17 protein-coding genes are annotated in these 19,873 nt (G+C 32.1%); 8 read left to right on the top strand and 9 right to left on the bottom strand.

Annotated features, from left to right (window positions below; translation table 11 throughout):
* Positions 1 to 56 precede the first annotated feature (56 nt).
* Genes E0Z07_RS13810 through E0Z07_RS13800 form a run of 3 tightly spaced genes read left to right on the top strand, consistent with a single transcriptional unit; the run spans position 57 to position 5,474 of the window.
* A complete protein-coding gene (locus tag E0Z07_RS13810) occupies positions 57 to 1,907 on the top strand; it encodes a DNA topoisomerase IV subunit B (RefSeq protein ID WP_006258812.1) in 1,851 nt (616 codons plus the stop codon).
* Between the two features lie 4 nt (positions 1,908 to 1,911).
* Positions 1,912 to 4,554 (top strand): DNA gyrase/topoisomerase IV subunit A, encoded by a 2,643-nt coding sequence (locus E0Z07_RS13805; protein WP_006258814.1) that lies wholly within the window; start codon positions 1,912 to 1,914, stop codon positions 4,552 to 4,554.
* Positions 4,555 to 4,565: 11 nt separating this feature from the next.
* Positions 4,566 to 5,474, top strand: a complete 909-nt coding sequence (locus E0Z07_RS13800; protein ID WP_006258816.1) for a phospholipase A — start codon at positions 4,566 to 4,568, stop codon at positions 5,472 to 5,474.
* A 36-nt stretch (positions 5,475 to 5,510) separates the two neighbouring features.
* On the opposite strand, the gene E0Z07_RS13795 is transcribed toward E0Z07_RS13800, so the two are convergent.
* A complete protein-coding gene (locus tag E0Z07_RS13795; protein ID WP_006258817.1) occupies positions 5,511 to 6,377 on the bottom strand; it encodes a hypothetical protein in 867 nt (288 codons plus the stop codon).
* 238 nt (positions 6,378 to 6,615) lie between these two features.
* On the opposite strand from E0Z07_RS13795, the gene E0Z07_RS13790 reads away from it, so the two are divergent.
* Positions 6,616 to 7,485 carry a helix-turn-helix domain-containing protein gene (locus E0Z07_RS13790; RefSeq protein WP_006263614.1) on the top strand — a complete coding sequence of 290 codons (870 nt, stop codon included), beginning with the start codon at positions 6,616 to 6,618 and terminating at the stop codon, positions 7,483 to 7,485.
* 59 nt (positions 7,486 to 7,544) lie between these two features.
* Here E0Z07_RS13790 and E0Z07_RS13785 read toward each other — a convergent pair whose 3' ends face one another.
* From E0Z07_RS13785 to E0Z07_RS13765, 5 genes are all read right to left on the bottom strand, one after another.
* Positions 7,545 to 8,588, bottom strand: a complete 1,044-nt coding sequence (locus E0Z07_RS13785; RefSeq protein WP_039329591.1) for an o-succinylbenzoate synthase — start codon at positions 8,586 to 8,588, stop codon at positions 7,545 to 7,547.
* A gap of 2 nt (positions 8,589 to 8,590) precedes the next feature.
* Positions 8,591 to 9,277 carry a metal-dependent hydrolase gene (locus E0Z07_RS13780; RefSeq protein WP_006263612.1) on the bottom strand — a complete coding sequence of 229 codons (687 nt, stop codon included), beginning with the start codon at positions 9,275 to 9,277 and terminating at the stop codon, positions 8,591 to 8,593.
* Between the two features lie 11 nt (positions 9,278 to 9,288).
* Complete coding sequence (gene menA / locus E0Z07_RS13775; RefSeq protein WP_039329588.1) at positions 9,289 to 10,200, bottom strand: 1,4-dihydroxy-2-naphthoate octaprenyltransferase; 912 nt, start codon at positions 10,198 to 10,200, stop codon at positions 9,289 to 9,291.
* 125 nt (positions 10,201 to 10,325) lie between these two features.
* Entirely contained in the window at positions 10,326 to 10,628 is a 303-nt protein-coding gene (locus tag E0Z07_RS13770; RefSeq protein ID WP_006258824.1) for a hypothetical protein, read from the bottom strand.
* 752 nt (positions 10,629 to 11,380) lie between these two features.
* On the bottom strand, positions 11,381 to 12,220 hold the full coding sequence (locus E0Z07_RS13765) for a 1,4-dihydroxy-2-naphthoyl-CoA synthase (protein WP_006258825.1): 840 nt from the start codon (positions 12,218 to 12,220) through the stop codon (positions 11,381 to 11,383).
* A gap of 71 nt (positions 12,221 to 12,291) precedes the next feature.
* Between E0Z07_RS13765 and E0Z07_RS13760 the strand changes: the two genes are divergently transcribed.
* The 4 genes from E0Z07_RS13760 (at position 12,292) to E0Z07_RS13745 (ending at position 16,551) form a co-directional block, all read left to right on the top strand.
* Positions 12,292 to 13,407, top strand: a complete 1,116-nt coding sequence (locus tag E0Z07_RS13760; protein WP_039329583.1) for a C1 family peptidase — start codon at positions 12,292 to 12,294, stop codon at positions 13,405 to 13,407.
* 99 nt (positions 13,408 to 13,506) lie between these two features.
* Positions 13,507 to 14,652, top strand: coding sequence for a serine hydrolase domain-containing protein (locus E0Z07_RS13755; RefSeq protein WP_006258828.1), 1,146 nt, complete (start codon positions 13,507 to 13,509; stop codon positions 14,650 to 14,652).
* Positions 14,653 to 14,663: 11 nt separating this feature from the next.
* A complete protein-coding gene (locus tag E0Z07_RS13750) occupies positions 14,664 to 15,707 on the top strand; it encodes an NAD(P)H-dependent flavin oxidoreductase (protein WP_006265325.1) in 1,044 nt (347 codons plus the stop codon).
* An 85-nt stretch (positions 15,708 to 15,792) separates the two neighbouring features.
* The gene (locus tag E0Z07_RS13745; protein WP_225581960.1) at positions 15,793 to 16,551 is read left to right on the top strand and encodes a GNAT family N-acetyltransferase; all 759 of its coding nucleotides are present in this window, start codon (positions 15,793 to 15,795) and stop codon (positions 16,549 to 16,551) included.
* A 2-nt stretch (positions 16,552 to 16,553) separates the two neighbouring features.
* Here the strand turns inward: E0Z07_RS13745 and ygiD are convergent, their stop codons facing one another.
* From ygiD to E0Z07_RS13730, 3 genes are read right to left on the bottom strand one after another with little or no spacing between them, the layout of a single operon-like run.
* Entirely contained in the window at positions 16,554 to 17,381 is an 828-nt protein-coding gene (gene ygiD / locus E0Z07_RS13740; RefSeq protein ID WP_039329579.1) for a 4,5-DOPA-extradiol-dioxygenase, read from the bottom strand.
* Positions 17,382 to 17,398: 17 nt separating this feature from the next.
* Positions 17,399 to 18,082, bottom strand: coding sequence for a potassium channel family protein (locus tag E0Z07_RS13735; RefSeq protein ID WP_006261234.1), 684 nt, complete (start codon positions 18,080 to 18,082; stop codon positions 17,399 to 17,401).
* Between the two features lie 8 nt (positions 18,083 to 18,090).
* The gene (locus E0Z07_RS13730) at positions 18,091 to 19,872 is read right to left on the bottom strand and encodes a TrkH family potassium uptake protein (protein WP_006261233.1); all 1,782 of its coding nucleotides are present in this window, start codon (positions 19,870 to 19,872) and stop codon (positions 18,091 to 18,093) included.
* Position 19,873 lies beyond the last annotated feature (1 nt).

The following is a 19,873-nucleotide window of genomic DNA, read 5'->3' as shown; positions in this document are numbered from 1 at the left end:
CACAATTTTTATTTTAAGCTAATTAGTAGTAAATTAGCGCAAATTCCTACGTTTTTATGCAAGATCAAAATCAATATACCGAAGATAATATTCGTTCGTTAGACTGGAAGGAACATATTCGTATGCGTCCTGGTATGTATATCGGAAAATTAGGAGATGGTTCTTCTCCTGACGATGGTATCTACATTCTAATTAAAGAGGTTATAGACAACAGTATAGATGAATTCGTGATGGGGACAGGTAAGACTATTGAGGTTACACTCAAAGATAAGCTTGTCACTGTACGTGATTACGGACGTGGTATTCCCTTAGGTAAAGTAGTAGATGTAGTATCTAAAATGAACACTGGGGGTAAATACGATTCTAAGGCATTCAAGAAATCAGTAGGTCTAAACGGGGTGGGTACCAAAGCAGTAAATGCTTTATCTAACTACTTCCGCGTAGAGTCTGTACGTGATGGACAATTAAAAGGGGCTGAATTCTCTGCTGGAGATTTAGTAACAGAAGAGGAATTAGTAGAAACTACGAGACGTAAAGGAACTAAAGTTTCTTTCATAGCTGATGAAGCCATCTTTAAGAACTATAAATACCGTAAAGAGTACATAGAGCGTATGCTAAAGAACTACTGTTATCTTAATAAAGGATTGACAGTAATGTTTAATGGCGAAAAATTCTTTTCTGAAAATGGGCTTAAAGACCTTCTTTTAGAAAATATTACTGAAGAAGATCAAGTATATCCGATTATTCACTTATCAGGTGATGATATCGAGGTAGCATTAACACATAGTAGAAGTCAATATTCTGAGGAATATTACTCTTTCGTAAACGGGCAGAATACTACTCAAGGAGGTACTCACTTAGCTGCATTTAGAGAGGCGTTAGTAAGAACACTTAAAGAGTTTTATAATAAAAACTTCGATGCTTCTGATATTAGAAAGTCTATCGTAGCTGCAGTAGCTGTAAAAGTAGAAGAGCCAGTATTTGAATCTCAAACGAAGACAAAGCTAGGATCTACTGATATGGGACCAGATCTACCTACGGTACGTACTTTTGTCAATGATTTTGTAAAAACACAGTTAGACAACTATTTACACAAAAATCCAGAGATAGCAGATGCACTATTAAAGAAAATACTACAAGCAGAAAAAGAGCGCAAAGAGTTATCTGGAATTAGAAAGATAGCTAAAGAGCGCGCTAAAAAAGCTAGTTTACACAATAGAAAACTAAGAGACTGTAGAGTTCACTTAACAGATATAAAGAATCCATTGTATTTAGACAGTACTTTGTTTATTACAGAGGGAGACTCTGCTTCTGGTTCTATTACCAAATCAAGAAATGTTAATACACAGGCTGTATTTAGTTTAAGAGGTAAGCCTCTGAACTCTTATGGAATGACGAAGAAAATCGTGTATGAGAATGAAGAGTTTAACTTACTACAGGCAGCATTAGATATAGAAGATGACTTTGAGAACTTAAGATATAACAATATCGTGATAGCTACTGATGCCGATGTGGATGGTATGCATATTCGATTGTTATTAATTACTTTCTTTTTACAGTTCTTCCCAGAATTAATTAAAGAAGGGCATTTATACATCTTGCAGACACCTTTATTTAGGGTGAGAAATAAGAAAGAAACTATTTACTGTTATAGTGAAGAAGAACGTATAAACGCTATTGAGAAATTAAAACCTAAACCAGAGATTACTCGATTCAAAGGGTTAGGAGAGATTTCTCCTGATGAATTCCAGTATTTTATAGGGGAAGATATACGATTAGATCCTGTAATGTTAGATAAGTCAATGTCTATAGATAAAATGTTAGAGTTCTATATGGGTAAAAATACTCCAGATAGACAAGAATTTATCATAGATAATCTTAAAGTAGAACTTGATGTTGTAGAATAATATTATGAGCCAAGAAGAGAATTTAGATCAAGAGTTAAACAATATAAATAATGAACATCCTATAGAAGATTTTTCTGATGTTCAAGAAGAAGTAACGGAGACTATCACTAAGGTAACTGGTATGTACAAGGACTGGTTCCTTGACTATGCTTCTTATGTTATCTTAGAACGTGCTGTACCTGCTATAGAAGACGGTTTTAAACCTGTTCAGCGACGTATTATGCACTCTATGAAAGAGTTGGATGATGGTCGTTATAACAAGGTTGCTAATATCGTAGGACATACTATGCAGTATCACCCTCACGGTGACGCAAGTATTGGTGATGCTTTGGTTCAAATAGGACAGAAGGATCTTCTTATTGATATGCAAGGTAACTGGGGTAATATCCTAACAGGGGATGGTGCGGCAGCTTCTCGTTATATTGAGGCACGTTTGAGCAAGTTCGCTTTAGAAGTATTATATTCTCCTAAAATAACAAGCTGGCAGGCATCATATGATGGTAGAAAGAATGAACCTATTAATCTACCTGTAAAATTCCCTTTATTATTGGCTCAAGGAGGTGAAGGTATTGCAGTAGGTCTATCTACAAAAATATTACCACACAACTTTAATGAGTTAATAGATGCATCTATTAAAATCTTAAAAGGAAAACCTTTTACTATTTACCCAGACTTCCCAACAGAAGGAATTGCTGATGTGTCTAATTATAATGATGGGGCTCGTGGAGGGCGTGTTCGTGTACGTGCAAAAATTGCTCCACTAGATAAGAATACTTTAATTATTACGGAGATTCCTTTTTCTACTACTACTACCAGCTTAATAGATAGTATTTTAAAAGCGAATGAGAAGGGTAAAATTAAGATTAAGAAAATAGAAGATAATACTGCAGCACAAGTTGAAATATTAATTCACTTACCTGCAGGAACTTCTCCAGATAAAACAATAGATGCATTATATGCTTTTACAGCATGTGAGACATCTATAGCACCATTAGGTTGTGTTATCCAGAATAATAAACCTCTGTTTACAGGAGTTTCGGAGATGCTTAAGAATTCTACTCACCAGACAGTAGAATTATTAAGAAGAGAATTAGAAATAGAGCTTAATGAATTAGAAGAGAAGTGGCACTTCCTTTCTCTTGAAAGAATCTTTATTGAGAATCGTATTTACCGTGCGATTGAGGAAGAAGAAACTTGGGAAGGAGTATTAACAGCTATTGATGAAGGATTAAAGCCTTTTGTTGTTAACCTAAAACGTGCTATCACTCAAGAAGATATCATTAGATTAACAGAGATACGTATTAAGCGTATTTCTCGTTTTGATATTGATAAAGCAAATCAAAATATCGAAGCTCTTGAAGGTGAAATAGAAGCTGTAAAATACAATTTAGAACACTTAATAGATTTCGCTATAAAATACTTTACTACTCTTAAAGAGAAATATGGTAAAGGTAAAGAGCGTCTTACAGAATTAAGAAGCTTTGATACCATTGAGGCAACTAAGGTAGTTCTTAGAAATACTAAACTTTATGTAAATAGAGAGGAAGGTTTCTTTGGTACTGGTCTTCGAAAAGATGAGTATGTATGTGACTGTTCTGATATAGATGATGTTATTGTATTCTTAAGAGATGGATCTATGATGGTATCTCGCGTAGACGAGAAGAAATTCGTCGGAAAGGATATTATACACATTGCTGTTTGGGATAAAAACGATAAGCGTACTATCTATAATTTGATTTATAGAGATGGTAAGTCAGGATCTTCTTATATCAAACGTTTTAATGTAACAGGAGTAACTCGTGACAAGATGTATCCTCTGACACAAGATAAACCTGGTTCACAAGTACTTTATTTCTCTGCAAATCCCAATGGAGAAGCAGAAGTAGTTACTATCTTATTAAGACAGTTGACTAATGTTAAGAAACTGAAGTTTGACTTGGACTTCGCAGAATTATTAATTAAAGGAAGAGCTGCAAAAGGTAACGTGGTTACTAAATATGCAATTAAAAAGATAGAATTAAAAGAAAAAGGTATTTCTACGTTACGTCCTCGCAAAATATGGTTTGATGAAACTGTTAAAAGATTAAATGTAGATGGCAGAGGAGAGTTACTAGGTGAATTTAAGCCTGAAGACCGTTTATTGATTATAAATCAGAGTGGTAAAGTGAAAACTATTGTTCCTGAACTAACAACTCACTTTGAGGAAGATATGATAGTTCTTGAAAAATGGAAAGAAAACAAACCTATTTCTGCTTTATATTTTGATGGGGAAAAAGCTCGTTACTACTTAAAACGCTTTATTATTGAAAACGAAAATAGAGAAGAGTTATTTATTACAGAACACCCTAATTCAAGATTAGAAATAATATCAACTGATTTTAGACCTGTGTTTGAAGTTGTATTCTCTAAAATAAAAGGAATACAAAAAGAAAACCAAACAATTGATGTAGAGCAATTTATAACTATTAAAGGAATTAAAGCTTTAGGTAATCAAGTTTCTATAGATAAAATAAAACAAGTTAATATTCTAGAGTCTTTACCTTATATTGAAGAGGAGGAAGAAGAGGAGGAGGAAGAGGAAATTATTTTGGGAGAAGGTCCAAATACTGAAGTAGATGATGATGGACAACAAACATTACTTTTTTAAATAATTTTCTTATGAATTATAAAGTTATTATTGCTAGTTTATGCTTCTTACAGATAGGGTTTGCTCAAGAAGGAGATGATCTTTTATTTGAAAAAGATAGAAGAGTTAAAGGGATTAGTGAGAGATGGGAGTTAGATCCCGAGACTAAAAATAAAACATTTACCATCACTCCTTATAAGCAGATGTATTTATTACCTGCTAGATGGTCTAGTCGTCCTAATGAAATGCCTACTAGTTTTAATAGTAATAATTCAGCTACAGAGCCAATAGATTATAACAAAACAGAGATAAGATTTCAGATCAGCTTTAAGACCAAAATCGCTACTGGTTTAATTTTAGGAAAGGGAGATATTTGGTTAGGTTTTACCCAAACAGCTAATTGGCAAGCTTATAATGATAAAGAATCGAGACCTTTTAGAGAGTTAAATTACGAACCTGAGATTATATTTAACTATCCTTTAAATTACGCTATTAACGAGTTTAAGTTTAAAATGGTAGGTGTAGGGTTTAATCATCAATCTAATGGTAAGAGTTTGCCTTATTCTAGAAGTTGGAATAGAATCACGATGCATGTAGCTGCTGAATATAAGAATTGGACCTTTCTTGCTAAACCATGGATTAGATTACCAGAAAAAAGAAAATCAGATGATAATCCAAGAATATCTGATTATATAGGAAGAGCTGAGTTCACTATAGGTTATAGAGAAAAGAATGGACAGCTTTTTACTTTAATGCTTAGAAATAATTTAAAGTTTAATAATCATTATAAGAGCTTTGCTGAGTTTACTTGGGCATATCCAATAAAGAATAATCTAAAAGCCTTTTTAGTTGTTAATAGAGGATATGGAGAAACAATGATAGATTATAATTGGAAACAAACCAATATAGGATTAGGGATTTCCCTTATTGAATGGTTATAAAAAAGGAGGAAAACAGTTAACTGTTTTCCTCCTTTTTTAGTTGAGCTGACTATAAATCAGTAATGCTATTGAAACAACAGCTAATGATAGCCCAATAATATTAAGCTTAGATAACTTTTCTTTAAAAGCAAAATATCCTATAAGCGTACCTAAAAGAATAACTCCATAATTCATTCCTGCAAAAACTACTGTAGGATTATCAGAAAAAGCTTTATGCGCATTTAAATAGAAGTAGATATTCATAAAGTTTAATAAACCAACTAAACCTCCGAAGACTAAAGTCTTTGTATTAACTTTAAAATTAATTCTTTTAATAAGTAAGTAAGCACTATAAGAAATTAAAGAAAGAATTAGAGAACAAGAAAATATGTAAAATAGAGTAGAAGTGTAGGGGATTGAACTATGTAACGCTACTTGCTTAAAACATACGTCAATTACTCCAAAACCAATAAAAACAAAAAGTAAATACAAATAATTGTTTTTGCTCTTTACTTCATTATTATCGTTTTTATTTAAGATCAAACCTATAGAGACAAAACCTATTAACAAGGCAAGATATTTTAAATTAGAAATATTTTCTTTAAAAATAAAGACTGATGCTAATATTGGAATAAACAAAGACATTCTTTGAGCTATATCAGTTTTTATAATTCCTGTATTTTTAATACTTAGGTATTGAATTAAAAATATACTAGGTAATAAAAGACCTAAACCAATAATTAGAAATAATGGAAAATCTGTAATAGATACAGCTGAAGGTTTAAAAATGAAGAATGATAGAAGTACTGTAGTAATATAGTTTAAGATAATTATCTGAAATATATTAGTTTTTTCTTTTTTTAAAAGCTTAAACAGAACTCCAACAGAAATACTACTTAAAATACTAAGTATAAGATAGAGCATTAGATGTAATTTATAATTGATACAAATATACTTTATAATAACTTAGAATAGGAAGTAGAATTAACATTAAAATAATCTATTTTACATAATATGTATTATACAAATACAGTATCTAATATAGATATAACTAATAGCTAAGTATATTTAATTGTTCTTATATTGTTTAAAATTTATTAATTTTGTACAAAATATTATAGTATATTTAATATTTTAAGTTTTGATAACTTTTATAAGTAATATGAAAAAGATACCTAGATATAATAGTTGTGATCTATTAGACCAAAATAATGTTTTAAAAGATTGTGTGATTTTTGACTTGCATCGAATTATTCAAATGAGGAATAATGTTGTTTCAATTGCACACCAACATGCTTTTTATCAAATACTACTTATAACCAATGGTACAGGAATTCATCATATAGATAATCGAACTTATTCTGTAACTAAAGGTGATATTTTCTTTTTGGCTCCAGGGCAAGTTCACAGATGGGATTTTAATGAAACAACTCAAGGGTTTATTATTAATTTTACAGCAGACTTCTTTTCATCCTTTCTATTAAATAAAGACTTTATTCAGTTATTACCTTTTTTTGAGTATAACTCTGAGCATACTAAGCTTAATATCTTAAAACAATACTCAACTATAGTTAACATATTTGACAAAATAACTTTTGAATTTCAAATAAAAGAAAGTATAGATCTTAATCTAATTCGCATATACATCCTTGAATTATTGCTTCTAATAAAGAAGCAAGTAAACGAAGAATACAATTTTTCATATACACAGTTACAGCCTACTAACCTTATAAAACAATTTGAACACTTAGTTGAGAAAAACTTCTATGAACTCAGGTTCCCTAAAGAATATGCTAAGCTATTATACGTTACTCCTAACTATCTAAATGCGATATGTCAAAAGATTAAAGGGCAGTCTGCAGGCGAAATTATAAGAAGTCGTATTTTATTAGAAAGTAAAAGACTATTAGTTAATACTAACCTATCTGCTGGAGAAATAGCATATAAACTAAGTTTTAAAGACAATTCCTATTTCTCAAGATTTTTCAAAAAATATGTAGGAGTATCACCTGATGAATATAGAAAATCATAATAGCTTAAAAATGAACAAAAAAATAGCAACAAATATATTTGTTGCTATTTTTTTGTTTTTTAATTATCTAAGATTGAATGATCCCATTGAATTTGATCATCATACCATAATGCCCCATTTTTAACTACTAGTGGAGCGTTTATATTATTTATATAAAGTGATCCTGTTCCTAGTCCTTGAGGCATATTTGACTCAAGTGTATAAGTCCATTGAGCTATAGCATTAAGACCGATATTACTTTCCAATGCAGAAGTTATCCACCAACCAATATTTCTTTCTTTAGCTAATTTTATCCATTCAAGACTGCCTTTAAATCCTCCTACTAGACTTGGCTTTAAGATAATATATTGAGGTATAATTTTATCTAAAAGAGCTGCCTTATCAGTATAGTTAGTAACACCTATTAATTCTTCATCTAAAGCAATTGGCAAAGGTGTTATTTTACATAATTCAGCCATTTGATATTGTTGATGTTGTTTTATAGGTTGCTCTATACTGTGAAGATTTAATGTACTTAACTGTTCTAGTTTAAATAGAGCCTCTTCAGGATGAAAGCCTCCATTAGCATCTACTCTTAACTCTATTTGTTCTGCAGAGAAATGTTTTCTTATATACTGAAGTAAACCAAGCTCTTTATCAAAATCAATAGCGCCAATCTTTAACTTAACACAATTAAAGCCTTCTTTTAGTTTTTCATCTATCTGTTCTTTCATGAAGGCCTCCTCTCCCATCCATACTAAACCATTAATGGCTATAGCATCTTTATGCTCTGTAAAATCAGAAGGAAATAAGATAAAAGGATTCTTACTTTCTAAAGAAAGAAAAGCTTGTTCTACACCAAACTGTATAGACGGCCAGTCTCTTAGTTCTTCCCAAAGTTTCTCCTTACCTAAGTGAATGTTTTTTACTGTCCACTGTAGCTTTTCTTCATAATCAGGTCTATCATCAAAACTAAGAGAGCGCAGTATACCGCACTCTCCTATTCCTATCTTATTATTATCTTCTAATATAATATACCAAGTTTCTTTCTCTGTAAGAATTCCTCTAGAGGTACCAGAAGGTCTCTTGAATATTAAATTATGTCTTTTATATCTAGCAATCATAACTATAAAGTCAAGCTTTCTCCAATATTTAAAAGCATTAGGTCTTTTCCTTTCTCAAAGAACTTACGTTTAGCTTCTTCATGATCTATCTCTATATAACCAAATGTATCAAAGTGATATCCTAAGACTTTATCACATTTAACAAAGTCTGAAGCGATAACAGCCTCATCTATATCCATAGTGAAGTTACTTCCTATTGGCAAAATAGCCAAGTCTAGATTCGTAAACATAGGTATTAACTTCATATCCATAGTAAGAGATGTATCACCAGCTATATAGATATTCTTATTTTTACTTTCTATTACGAACCCACCAGGTTGTCCTCCATAACTTCCATCAGGAAAAGAACTTGAGTGGATAGCTGGAGTATATTTTAATTTTCCAAAGTCAAACATCCATGACCCACCATGGTTCATAGGGTGAGCCTGAAAACCTTTTGCTTCATAATGTCCTGCTATTTCTGCATTAGATACTATAACTGCCTCTGGATTATTCTTAGCTATACGCTCTACATCAGCTATATGATCTCCATGAGCATGAGTGATAAGAATATAGTCTACTTTTATAGCATCTACATCTATTCCTTTAGCGGCAGGTAGTGGGTTTCCTGATATAAAAGGATCCACTATGATATTAATATCTTCTATTTTAATACCTAAACAGGCATGTCCATAATACGTAATTTCCATAATTCTAATTTTTAAAGTATTAAAGCTATTGAAAATAATACAGAAAGTAAAAAAGTACTTAATGCTACTATTTTCATTTGTGAATCTAATTCTCTAGGTTCTCTGTTTTTCTTTACAAAAATCAAGTGTTTTAATAAAGGAATATAAGCGATTACAAAGAAATATTTTACTATTGAAAAATTAGCATGTATTCCATAAACGATGAAAGCTATTAAAGCAAATAGAACAATAAAATAATGATACTGTTTAGCGCCTTCTCTACCAAGTTTTACAGCTAATGTGTTTTTACCAACTAATTTGTCAGACTCTAAATCTCGCATATTATTAATATTTAATACCGCGATACTTAGATTTCCTACTGCTATAGCTGGTAAGATTACCCAATAATCAAATACTTGGCCGTATAGATAGAAAGATCCCAACACACTCACTAAACCAAAGAAGATAAACACAAATAAATCTCCTAATCCTTTATATCCGTATGCTCCTGATCCTACTGTATATTTAATAGCTGCTGCTACACAGGCTACTCCTAAAACAAAGAAGAATATAGAAGTGAAAAAATTATCCTTACCAAAGGAAATATAAATTAGAACCAAAGCAGAAATGAGCGATAATAACGAAGTAATGATTACTCCTTGCTTCATTTCCTTAGGAGTAATTAAACCACTCTGTAAAGCTCTCTGTGGACCTATACGAGTTTCATTATCTGTCCCTTTTACTCCATCTCCATAATCATTTGCAAAATTTGAAAGAATCTGAAGTAACAAAGTAGTCAATATTGCAAAAGAAAAGATACTTAGAAAAGAAGTATTTGTAGAAAAATAAGGATATGCACATGCACTACCAACGATTATTCCAGAAACAGAGAGAGGTAAAGTACGCAATCTTGCAGCACCTACCCATGCTTTAATTTTTATCATCTATATATTTAAGTAATACTAAAAGCTTATTGCATTTAGAAAGGTATTAGAAGCCAAAATTAAATAGAATTTATGAGATACGATAACGTTTCTATGAGTCTATCTACTAATATTTATACGATAGCTTAACCAATAAGTTTTAGCTTGAGATATTTATGTGGTTTGGCGAAGGTATAATATAAAGCATAAAGTGGATTAGCTCCTTTTACAGAGAAAGTCAAAGTTTGATCTTCTGCTATTTCAAAAATAATAGCATTAGATGTATTCCAGTCTATTTTGGTACTAAGAATATGTTTTCCTTCTGAGATATCAAAAGTCATTTCTGTTCCATTAGCTATAGACCCTATTTTCTCTCCATCTAAGAAAATAGTATAATTTCTAAATCGCTCTACAAATGCTTTTTTTCTTCTTAATATTAATTTTGCCATTTTCTACTGTCTCCTGGTTTGTAGTAAAGTTAAAAAGTTATTCAAGAATTAAGGGTATAAAGTCAGAAGTTATTTAAAAACTTTTTAGAGTAGTGTTCTACCCTATTTATTTTCTTTTAAATTCTTATATTTGACCCTATAACAATAAGTTATAAGTATTTATTAGTATTTGTAACTTATTTATTTTCAGCACATATTACATATTATGTAAAGTAATAATTTAAGTAAATATGAAGCCTTGAATCTAGTTTATAGGATTGCTAATATAGAGGATTTGAATAAGATAAGAGAGTAGAATTAGCTGATAAACACTTCTTTTTTTTAATAAGAATGAGGTTCTTTAGAAAAAAGAAATAGGTTTTTGATAAGTAAATTAATACTTATAGACATCTATTTAATGATATGTGTAGAACAGTTTCTTCGGAGAGTCATTGGGCACTCTTTGGATGTTCTTCGGAAAAAAGGCCTCTGTTCCGAACAAACACTGAACTTTACCGAATACCTTCCGAACAAAGAGGATATTGAAATACATTATATTACTAAAAATCAATTAGTTGTATTTTTTAAAATGTCCTTTTTAGGAAAAAAGTGGAAGTTTTTGGACTTTTTAGGAAAAAAATGCTAAAATATTCCATCTAGACTTCATCCTTGTTTAAATTTTAGTATACGTTTCTCTTAAGTTATATGGTATAAAAAAGCCATCCAATATTTGGATGGCTTCTATATCTCTAGAGTTTATTAGATATAAACTACTATGGAATCCATTTTTTAGGGAAGTTAGGCTTTCTCTTTTCTAAGAATGCATTTCTTCCTTCTATAGCTTCATCAGTCATATAAGCTAGACGAGTTGCCTCACCTGCGAATACCTGTTGACCTACCATTCCATCGTCTGTTAAGTTCATCGCGAACTTAAGCATCTTGATAGAAGTAGGTGATTTAGCCAATACCTCTTGTGCCCATTCATAAGCAGTATCTTCTAATTCTGCATGAGGAATGACAGCATTTACCATTCCCATTTCGAAAGCTTCTTGAGCAGAATAGTTTCTACCTAAGAAGAAGATCTCTCTTGCTTTTTTCTGACCCACCATTTTAGCTAAATATGCAGAACCATATCCACCATCAAAACTTGTTACATCAGCATCAGTTTGTTTAAAGATAGCGTGTTCTTTACTCGCTAGAGTCATATCACATACTACATGTAAGCTATGCCCTCCTCCTACAGCCCATCCTGGAACTACAGCGATTACTACCTTAGGCATAAATCTGATAAGACGTTGTACTTCTAAGATATTTAGACGATGCATACCATCATCTCCTACATATCCTTGATGCCCTCTAGCCTTTTGATCTCCTCCACTACAGAACGAATAAACTCCATCTTTAGGTGATGGCCCTTCTGCAGATAATAATACTACTCCGATAGATGTATCTTCTTGTGCATCATAGAATGCACGATATAGTTCACTAGTTGTTTTTGGTCTAAAAGCATTGCGAACCTCCGGTCTATTAAAAGCAATACGAGCTACTCCATCACACTTTTTGTATGTAATATCCTCAAACTCGATAGCTGTTTCCCATTGAATCTTACTCATAATGTTTTTTAATTTAGGGTAAAAATAACCTATTTTTTGCATTATATTGCCATTCCAAAACATTATAATCCATGAAAAAAACACTATTATCCCTATCTGTCCTATTTTTAGGATTAGGAGTACATGCCCAAAAGTATGATTTTCAAAACATTGTAGATATTCAAGGTACACCTGTTATCAGTCAAGGAAAAACAGGAACTTGCTGGAGCTTTAGTACTTCTTCATTCTTAGAATCTGAAATAATTAGAAAAACGAACAAACACATTGATCTTTCTGAGATGTATAACGTTAGAAATACATACCCTAAAAAAATAGAAAACTACATTCTAAGACAAGGTAAAACTCAATTCGGTGAAGGTGGTTTAGCTCACGATGTGATTAACAGTATGAGAGATTATGGATTAGTTCCTGTAGAAGCGTATTCTGGGCTAGTAGGACAAGAAACCTATGATCATAAAGAACTGTTTAAGGTATTAAAGAGTCTAATAGATGCTTTTGCTAAGAGTGACGCTCCTATTTCTAGTAATTGGAAAGAACTAACTGAGCACGTATTAGATATGTATATGGGAAGTAATATTAAAGAGTTTACTTATCAAGGCAAAAAATATACTCCTGAGAGTTTCTTGAAAATGACTACCCTTAATCCTGATGATTATGTAACAATTTCTTCTTTCCAAAATAAAAAGAATTATTCTTCGTTTATTCTTAATATTCCAGATAATTTCTCTAATGGTAGTATGTATAATCTTCCACTAGATGAGTATATTGCTAATATTGATTACGCTTTAGATAATGGTTATACACTTTCTTTAGATTGTGATGTATCTGAGAAGACTTTTTCTGGTAAATATGGAATTGCTTTTATTCCCAATGACAATGCTGATACAGAAAAAGGTTTAACGGAGATTATTAAAGAGAAAGACATTACTGCTGATTACAGATTACAAGAGTTTTATAACTTTAATACCCAAGATGATCACCTCATGCACATCGTAGGTAAAGTAAAGGATCAAAAAGGAAATATTTACTATAAAGTAAAAAATTCATGGGGGCCAAATAGTGATCGTGTAGGAAATGATGGTTATATTTACATGAGTATTCCATACATGAAATTAAAGTCTATTTCAGTGCTTTTACACAAAGATGGATTACTTAAAAAAACGAAAGAACAATTGAGAATACAGTAGTTATAAGATATTAAAATAAGACCAGTTATAAAATCACTCTAACTGGTCTTTTACTTAGAAGAACGAATGATTAATAAAAGATATTTTGCAATAACAATAATGGCGGCATTATCTCTATATGCATGCCAAGAGAATAAAGAATTAGCTACAAATATTCCTATCATAAAAGAACATAATGTACGTGTGGATAACCCTTATAAAGTGGAGTTTCCAGAAGTTACTACAGATTATATTTTAGAGAAGGCTCATATTATAGAGAATTTTTATAACGATAATATTAATAAAAACGGATATACAGGTAGTTTCCTAGTGGCTAAGAATGGTCAGGTTATTTATGAGAACTATTCTGGAGTATCAGATAGAAGTGGTAACGACTCTATAGGAAGCGAGACCTCTATGCATGTTGCTTCTGTTGGTAAGGTTATCACAGCCGTTACTATTCTAAGATTAGTAGACAGTGGTAGATTAGACCTTAACCAGAGCGTATCTGAGATTATAGAAGGATTTCCTTATCCTGAGATAACGGTAAGAACCTTGTTAAGTCACAGAAGTGGTTTGGGGTATTATGGATATTATAAGAATATCTGGGATAATAAAACCACTGTTACAAATGAAGATGTAATAAAAGTAATTAATAAAAAGAGAGTATCACTAGACTTCACTCCTAATACTCGATTTACGTATAGTAATACTAACTATGTATTATTAGCGTCTATTGTAGAGAGAATCACTCAGAAGACATTTAGAGAAGCTGTAAGAGAGTTAATCTTTGATCCGTTAGAGATGAACCACAGTTTTGTATTTGATGATCTAACGAGAAAAAATGAAGTAACACAATCTTTCTCTGGAGGGAAAAAACTAATGAGATGGGACTATATGGATGGAACTTATGGAGATAAAAACATCTATACCACTCCTAGAGATTTTCTGAAGTTTGATACTGCTTTATATTCTGATAATTTCCTAAGTGCTGATCTTAAACAAGAAATGTTTAAAGGATATAGCTTTGAGAAAAAAGGAAATAGAAATTATGGGTTAGGAATAAGATTATTAGAGATGGACAATGGCGATATGTATACGTATCACAATGGCTGGTGGAGAGGAAATACTTCTTCATATATAAGACTAGCTAAAGATAATGTATGTATCATCTTGTTCTCTAATAAATATTCTACATTGACCTATAAGACTATTCATTTATCTCATCATTTTGGAGATTACCCCGTAGGAGATATGGAACTCTAAAAATATAGATTATGAAAAAAGCGAACATTATTTTCGGTACAGATTATGCTATTTGCCAAGCTCCTATGTTAGGAGTAGCTACGCCAGAGATGGTAGCAGCAGTAAGTAACTCAGGTTGTATAGGTACACTTCCATTAGGTGGCTTCCCTCCTGGCTTAAGCAGAGAGTTAATCAAAAAAACGCAGTCTTTAACAGACAAGCCTTTTATCGTTAATATGTTTCTTAATCCTATAGTTGATATTGATCAAAGAGAGATTGATGATATGCAACATACATTAAGTGAGATAGGCAAGGAAATAGGATATTCTCATACTACAATTACCGACTTTGATCAAGAGACGTATCAAGGTAATCTAGAAGTAGTAAAAGAACTAGGCCTTCCCTATCTTGCTTTTACTTTTGGCTGTTTTACAGATCAAGAGATAAAAGAACTACACGACCTAGATATATATTTAATAGGTACAGCCACTACAGTAGAAGAAGCTATTTATTTAGATAACAAGGGTATCGATGCTATTATTCTTCAAGGTATCGAAGCAGGAGGTCATAGAGGTACTTTTCTGAAAGATTCTTTAGAAGATAACCTCCCATTAGAAGAATTGTTTAATAGCGTATTACCTATCGTACAGAAACCTTTGTTTGTGGCAGGCGGCTTATACAATGGTACTATAGGCCGTGATTATCTAGATAAAGGTGCCGCTATGGTATGTTACGGTTCTTTATTTATTACAGCGGATGAAAGCACTGCTATGGATTATCAAAAAGATCTTTTACACAAAGGAGAGGCAGTTGAAACTGTTTTGACCAAGTCTTTTTCTGGTAAATTTGCTAGAGGTATTCTTAATAAATTTGTGAAAATGATAGATTTTAATAATAAAAACATACCTTTGTATCCTATTCAAAATATTTTAACACAAAAATTAAGAAGTTTTGCAAAACAAAAAAAATTTCATAATTTTAATTCTCTTTGGTGCGGAACTAATTCCCATTATGCCAGAAGAGACTCATCATCAAATATTATAAATAAATTGATTAAGGAAGTGTATGACTTATAGTTTTCAATATCGTTTTTTAAAGAATATAAACTTAGAGGAGCTTTTATCTGTTTTTAACAAGTCTTTTTCAGATTATACTGTCCCTATGAGATTAACATTGGAACAATTAAAAGACAAAATTAAAGCTGAGGGAATCGATTTAACAATTTCTGTAGGGGCTTTTTGTAATAAAGAATTAGTAGGATTTATTCTTCACGGTAAGAATAATGACTATCTATATAATGCTGGTACAGGAGTATTGCCTTCTTTTAGAGGTAATAATCTTACTACTAAGATGTATGATTATGCTATCCCTTTATTTAAGAGTTTTAATATGCGTAAAATTAACTTAGAAGTAATCAGTTCTAACGAAACTGCTTGTAAGTCCTATCGTAAAATAGGCTTTAAGAAGTGGAGAGTGGTTAATTCAGTTAAAGGGGTAACGAATGTAAAAAGTGCTAAGTTTGAAGAAATAGAAGGTTTGCAAATTAATAATTTGCCATATTATGAGTACCTTATCTATTTTGCAGAAAAAGATATTATCCCTACATGGGAGAATAATGAGTTCTGTGTGAATAACTTTGAGACTAGCCTCACGATGCGCAAAGCAACACTTAATGGCACTACCACATTAGGATATTTAATATATGACCAACGCAGTAATAAAATCCTTCAAATTTGGGTAAAAGAAGGATATAGACGTAAAGGAATCGCGTCATATCTTATCAAAGAATTAATTGGCAATGATAGAAACTTCTATATCACGAATATAGATGGTCAAAACTTTGGTATTCATTCTTTCTTTAAATCTATAGGTGGAGAACCTTATCTAGAACAAGTAGAAATGGAAATGTACTTATACTAAACTTACCCAAACAAGTAAGAAGTCATACTTAAGGATCCACCTACATATTTATCATTAAAGATGTGGATGTTATCACTACTATTTGTCAGACCTAGAATATATAATAACGGATAATAATGATCAGGTGTAGGTACTGCATATTGCATACTTACACCTTTATTTTTATAATCTAATAGGTCTGTAAAAGATCTATCGAGGATTGCCTGTTTTACTAATTCATTACTCTCTATTGCCCAATCAAATGCATAATTGTCTTTATTCATATTATGCCAGTCTAGAGCAGATAGATTGTGTACGATATTTCCACTACCTATTATTAATACTCCTTTTTTTCTAAGGGCTTTTAATTGTTTTCCTATTTCTAGATGATATTCAGGACCTTTGTAATAATCTATGCTTAATTGCAATACAGGAATATTTGCCTCAGGAAATAAATGACACAGTATAGACCATGCCCCATGATCTAATCCCCAAGTTAAATCTTCGTGTATATCTTGATGTTCGCTTAGAAGAGTTATCTCATTTGCCAGAATAGGATTTCCTTTTACATTGTATTCAACATCAAATAACACTTTTGGAAAACCTCTAAAATCGTGAATTGTTTCTAAGGTAGAGTTCGCAGTAACTAGTGTTCCCTTTGTTAACCAATGGGCAGAGACTACTAAGATGGCTTCTGGCTTAGGCAGTTGTCTCCCTAAGTTCTTCCAATATTGAGAGAACTCATTGTCCTTTATAGCATTCATAGGAGAGCCATGCCCCACAAATAGTACAGGCATCTCCTCTGCTCTATCTTTTAACCAAAACAGATCGTTTAAAACTTGCTCTCCCATTTCTTTATAGTTTTAGATTATTCTGCTAATATTTTTTTAATATCTCTGTTATCACCATAGATAACCATGATATCCCCTTTATTCAATACTGTTTCATAAGAGGCAATACCTTGTACTTCGTGTATTTTCTTATGCATCCCGATAAAGCTCTTTTCTTCTTTTATCTTCAGTGTTGTAAGAACGACTAAGTTATAATTAGTTCTAAAACCGATCTCTCCTAATGTTCTACCTGCAAAACGGTCAGACACAGTGATTTCTACGATACTGTATCGTCCGTTAATCTCATAAGAATCTACTACCCCTTTTATACATAATTTCTTCGCCCATCTCTCTGCTGTTTCTTCTTCAGGATGTACGATTTCATCTACTCCTATGGCTTGTAAGACATTCTCATGCACAGGACTAATAGCTCTACTGATAAGCCTTTTTACATTTAGGTTTTTTAGAACAGCAGTAGTCATAATATTAGCTCCTTGATCTTCACCTATTGCTACGATAACGATATCTGTATTCGCTAGAGGTAGTCCAGACATCATATATTGATCAGTAGAGTCTAGACAGATAGTATGAGATATCATATCCTTATAAGCATCTACCCTAGCCATACTTTTGTCTACACCTATTACTTCATTTCCTTGTTCTGTAAGTTTTTGTGCTAATGATGCACCAAAATTTCCTAAACCAATAATAATATATTTCATGTCCTATATTAGTTAATCAGAATCTCTTCTGTTGGATATCTATAATTCGTTAATTTTTCTTTTTTGCTTATTGCTATTAGAATGGTAAGCATACTCACTCGTCCAATAAACATAAGCATAATCAGAGTTACTTTACTAGGGTCTGTCAGCTGAGCTGTAATCCCTGTACTTAATCCTGATGTACTATAAGCAGAGAATGCCTCATATGCTAATCTTAATAAATCTGTCTTGGGCTCAAAAAACGAGAGCGCAAAAATAGCTATTCCTATCACAAATAAAGATAAGAATATAATCGCAAAAGCACGTTGTACAGACAGTTGATCCACCTCTCTTCTGTATACTTCTATTCTAGATCTACCTTTCATTAACGCCCAGATATTTAAGACAGCAATAGCAAAAGTACTTGTTTTAATACCCCCTCCTGTTGATACTGGTGATGCCCCGATCCACATTAAGAGAATCACGACTAAGAATGTAGAAGTAGTAAATAGATTATTATCTACTGTCGCAAAACCCGCAGTACGTGGTGAAGTAGCTGTAAAGAATGCTGTGACTAACTTTCCGAAGCCACTGTGCTCTGCTAGCGTATTATTATATTCTGAGATATAGACTACTGCAGTACCTCCTACGATTAATACAGCTGTAGTGATTAAGATAATACGAGTACTTAAATTAATAACACGAGGAATATGAATCTTCGCTTCCTTCATGCTAAAAGGAAGAAGCTTATTGATAATCAAGTGCTTTACATACTTATATACATTGAATACAATCGGGAACCCTAATCCTCCCATAATGAATAACCCTGCTATAATTAAATGCAATGGGTAATTAAAGCGGTATTCAAAAGTGTATAGGTTCTCAGGTAAAGTAGAGAATCCAGCATTACAGAAGGCTGATACAGCATGAAAAATAGAGAAAAACACTCTGTCAAACAAAGATTCAAAATGCTGATGACGTATACTGATAAATATCGCGATCATCCCTATAAACTGTATAATACCAGATATAATAATAATTCGTTTCAGCGTAGCGAATACGTCTCCTAGTTTATCGATATAAGACATATCCTTAAGTACTAATTGATTTCCATAAGAGGCTTTTCCTCTAAAGAAAAAACTAAAGTAGCTCGCTAAGGTCATGATTCCAAGTCCTCCACATTCCATTAAAAAGATCATCACAGTCTTTCCAAATATAGTGAACTGCGCACCGATATCTACTGTAGATAAACCCGTTACACACACAGCGCTCGTAGCCGTAAATAGAGCATCTATATAACGCATACTACCTGGTGTATTCGTAGCTTTAGGGAAAGAAAGCATGAATGCTCCTATAAAAATGATTAATAGAAAACTGACAACAAATAGCTGAGCAGGGTTCATTCTAGTCTGTTTTAAGTTTAACTGTAAGACAGAAAACTCCCTTACTAACATTAGGAATAAACCAAACGAAATAACAGCATTGCTGTCAAAGAACCTTATAGTATGCTCAGGCTGCCATCTGGCTATAATCAAGATTAAAAACAATACAATACTAAAACAGTCAAATATCTTCACTCCTAAAGTCTCGTGGTTATCTTTATTAAAATAACGTCTAACGATAGCAAGCATCCCGATGCTCAAACAAATATTGTAAAAAACATTTAAGTGGTAATGATAATCGTTAAGTGTATTAAAACCTAAATCGTATATCATTAAAAACAACGCTATGAAACTAACCCAAAAAGGCAATCTTTTAAGGATGAACGTAGTTTGCTTTATTATTTTATCTTTAAGGTAGTACAGTGGCATC

Origin of the sequence: Myroides odoratimimus (assembly GCF_004337635.1) — a bacterium.
Classification (GTDB): Bacteria; Bacteroidota; Bacteroidia; order Flavobacteriales; family Flavobacteriaceae; genus Flavobacterium; species Flavobacterium odoratimimum.
The sequence above is the reverse complement of the archived record's forward strand: the minus strand, read 5'-3'. Positions and strand labels throughout refer to the sequence as shown.

Excerpts from the sequence above, each read along its gene's own strand:
- E0Z07_RS13810 (WP_006258812.1), top strand. The coding sequence starts at position 57 with ATGCAAGATCAAAATCAATATACCGAAGATAATATTCGTTCGTTAGAC.
- E0Z07_RS13805 (WP_006258814.1), top strand. The coding sequence starts at position 1,912 with ATGAGCCAAGAAGAGAATTTAGATCAAGAGTTAAACAATATAAATAAT.
- E0Z07_RS13800 (WP_006258816.1), top strand. The coding sequence starts at position 4,566 with ATGAATTATAAAGTTATTATTGCTAGTTTATGCTTCTTACAGATAGGG.
- E0Z07_RS13795 (WP_006258817.1), bottom strand. The coding sequence starts at position 6,377 with ATGCTCTATCTTATACTTAGTATTTTAAGTAGTATTTCTGTTGGAGTT.
- E0Z07_RS13790 (WP_006263614.1), top strand. The coding sequence starts at position 6,616 with ATGAAAAAGATACCTAGATATAATAGTTGTGATCTATTAGACCAAAAT.
- E0Z07_RS13785 (WP_039329591.1), bottom strand. The coding sequence starts at position 8,588 with ATGATTGCTAGATATAAAAGACATAATTTAATATTCAAGAGACCTTCT.
- E0Z07_RS13780 (WP_006263612.1), bottom strand. The coding sequence starts at position 9,277 with ATGGAAATTACGTATTATGGACATGCCTGTTTAGGTATTAAAATAGAA.
- menA (WP_039329588.1), bottom strand. The coding sequence starts at position 10,200 with ATGATAAAAATTAAAGCATGGGTAGGTGCTGCAAGATTGCGTACTTTA.
- E0Z07_RS13770 (WP_006258824.1), bottom strand. The coding sequence starts at position 10,628 with ATGGCAAAATTAATATTAAGAAGAAAAAAAGCATTTGTAGAGCGATTT.
- E0Z07_RS13765 (WP_006258825.1), bottom strand. The coding sequence starts at position 12,220 with ATGAGTAAGATTCAATGGGAAACAGCTATCGAGTTTGAGGATATTACA.
- E0Z07_RS13760 (WP_039329583.1), top strand. The coding sequence starts at position 12,292 with ATGAAAAAAACACTATTATCCCTATCTGTCCTATTTTTAGGATTAGGA.
- E0Z07_RS13755 (WP_006258828.1), top strand. The coding sequence starts at position 13,507 with ATGGCGGCATTATCTCTATATGCATGCCAAGAGAATAAAGAATTAGCT.
- E0Z07_RS13750 (WP_006265325.1), top strand. The coding sequence starts at position 14,664 with ATGAAAAAAGCGAACATTATTTTCGGTACAGATTATGCTATTTGCCAA.
- E0Z07_RS13745 (WP_225581960.1), top strand. The coding sequence starts at position 15,793 with ATGAGATTAACATTGGAACAATTAAAAGACAAAATTAAAGCTGAGGGA.
- ygiD (WP_039329579.1), bottom strand. The coding sequence starts at position 17,381 with ATGGGAGAGCAAGTTTTAAACGATCTGTTTTGGTTAAAAGATAGAGCA.
- E0Z07_RS13735 (WP_006261234.1), bottom strand. The coding sequence starts at position 18,082 with ATGAAATATATTATTATTGGTTTAGGAAATTTTGGTGCATCATTAGCA.
- E0Z07_RS13730 (WP_006261233.1), bottom strand. The coding sequence starts at position 19,872 with ATGCCACTGTACTACCTTAAAGATAAAATAATAAAGCAAACTACGTTC.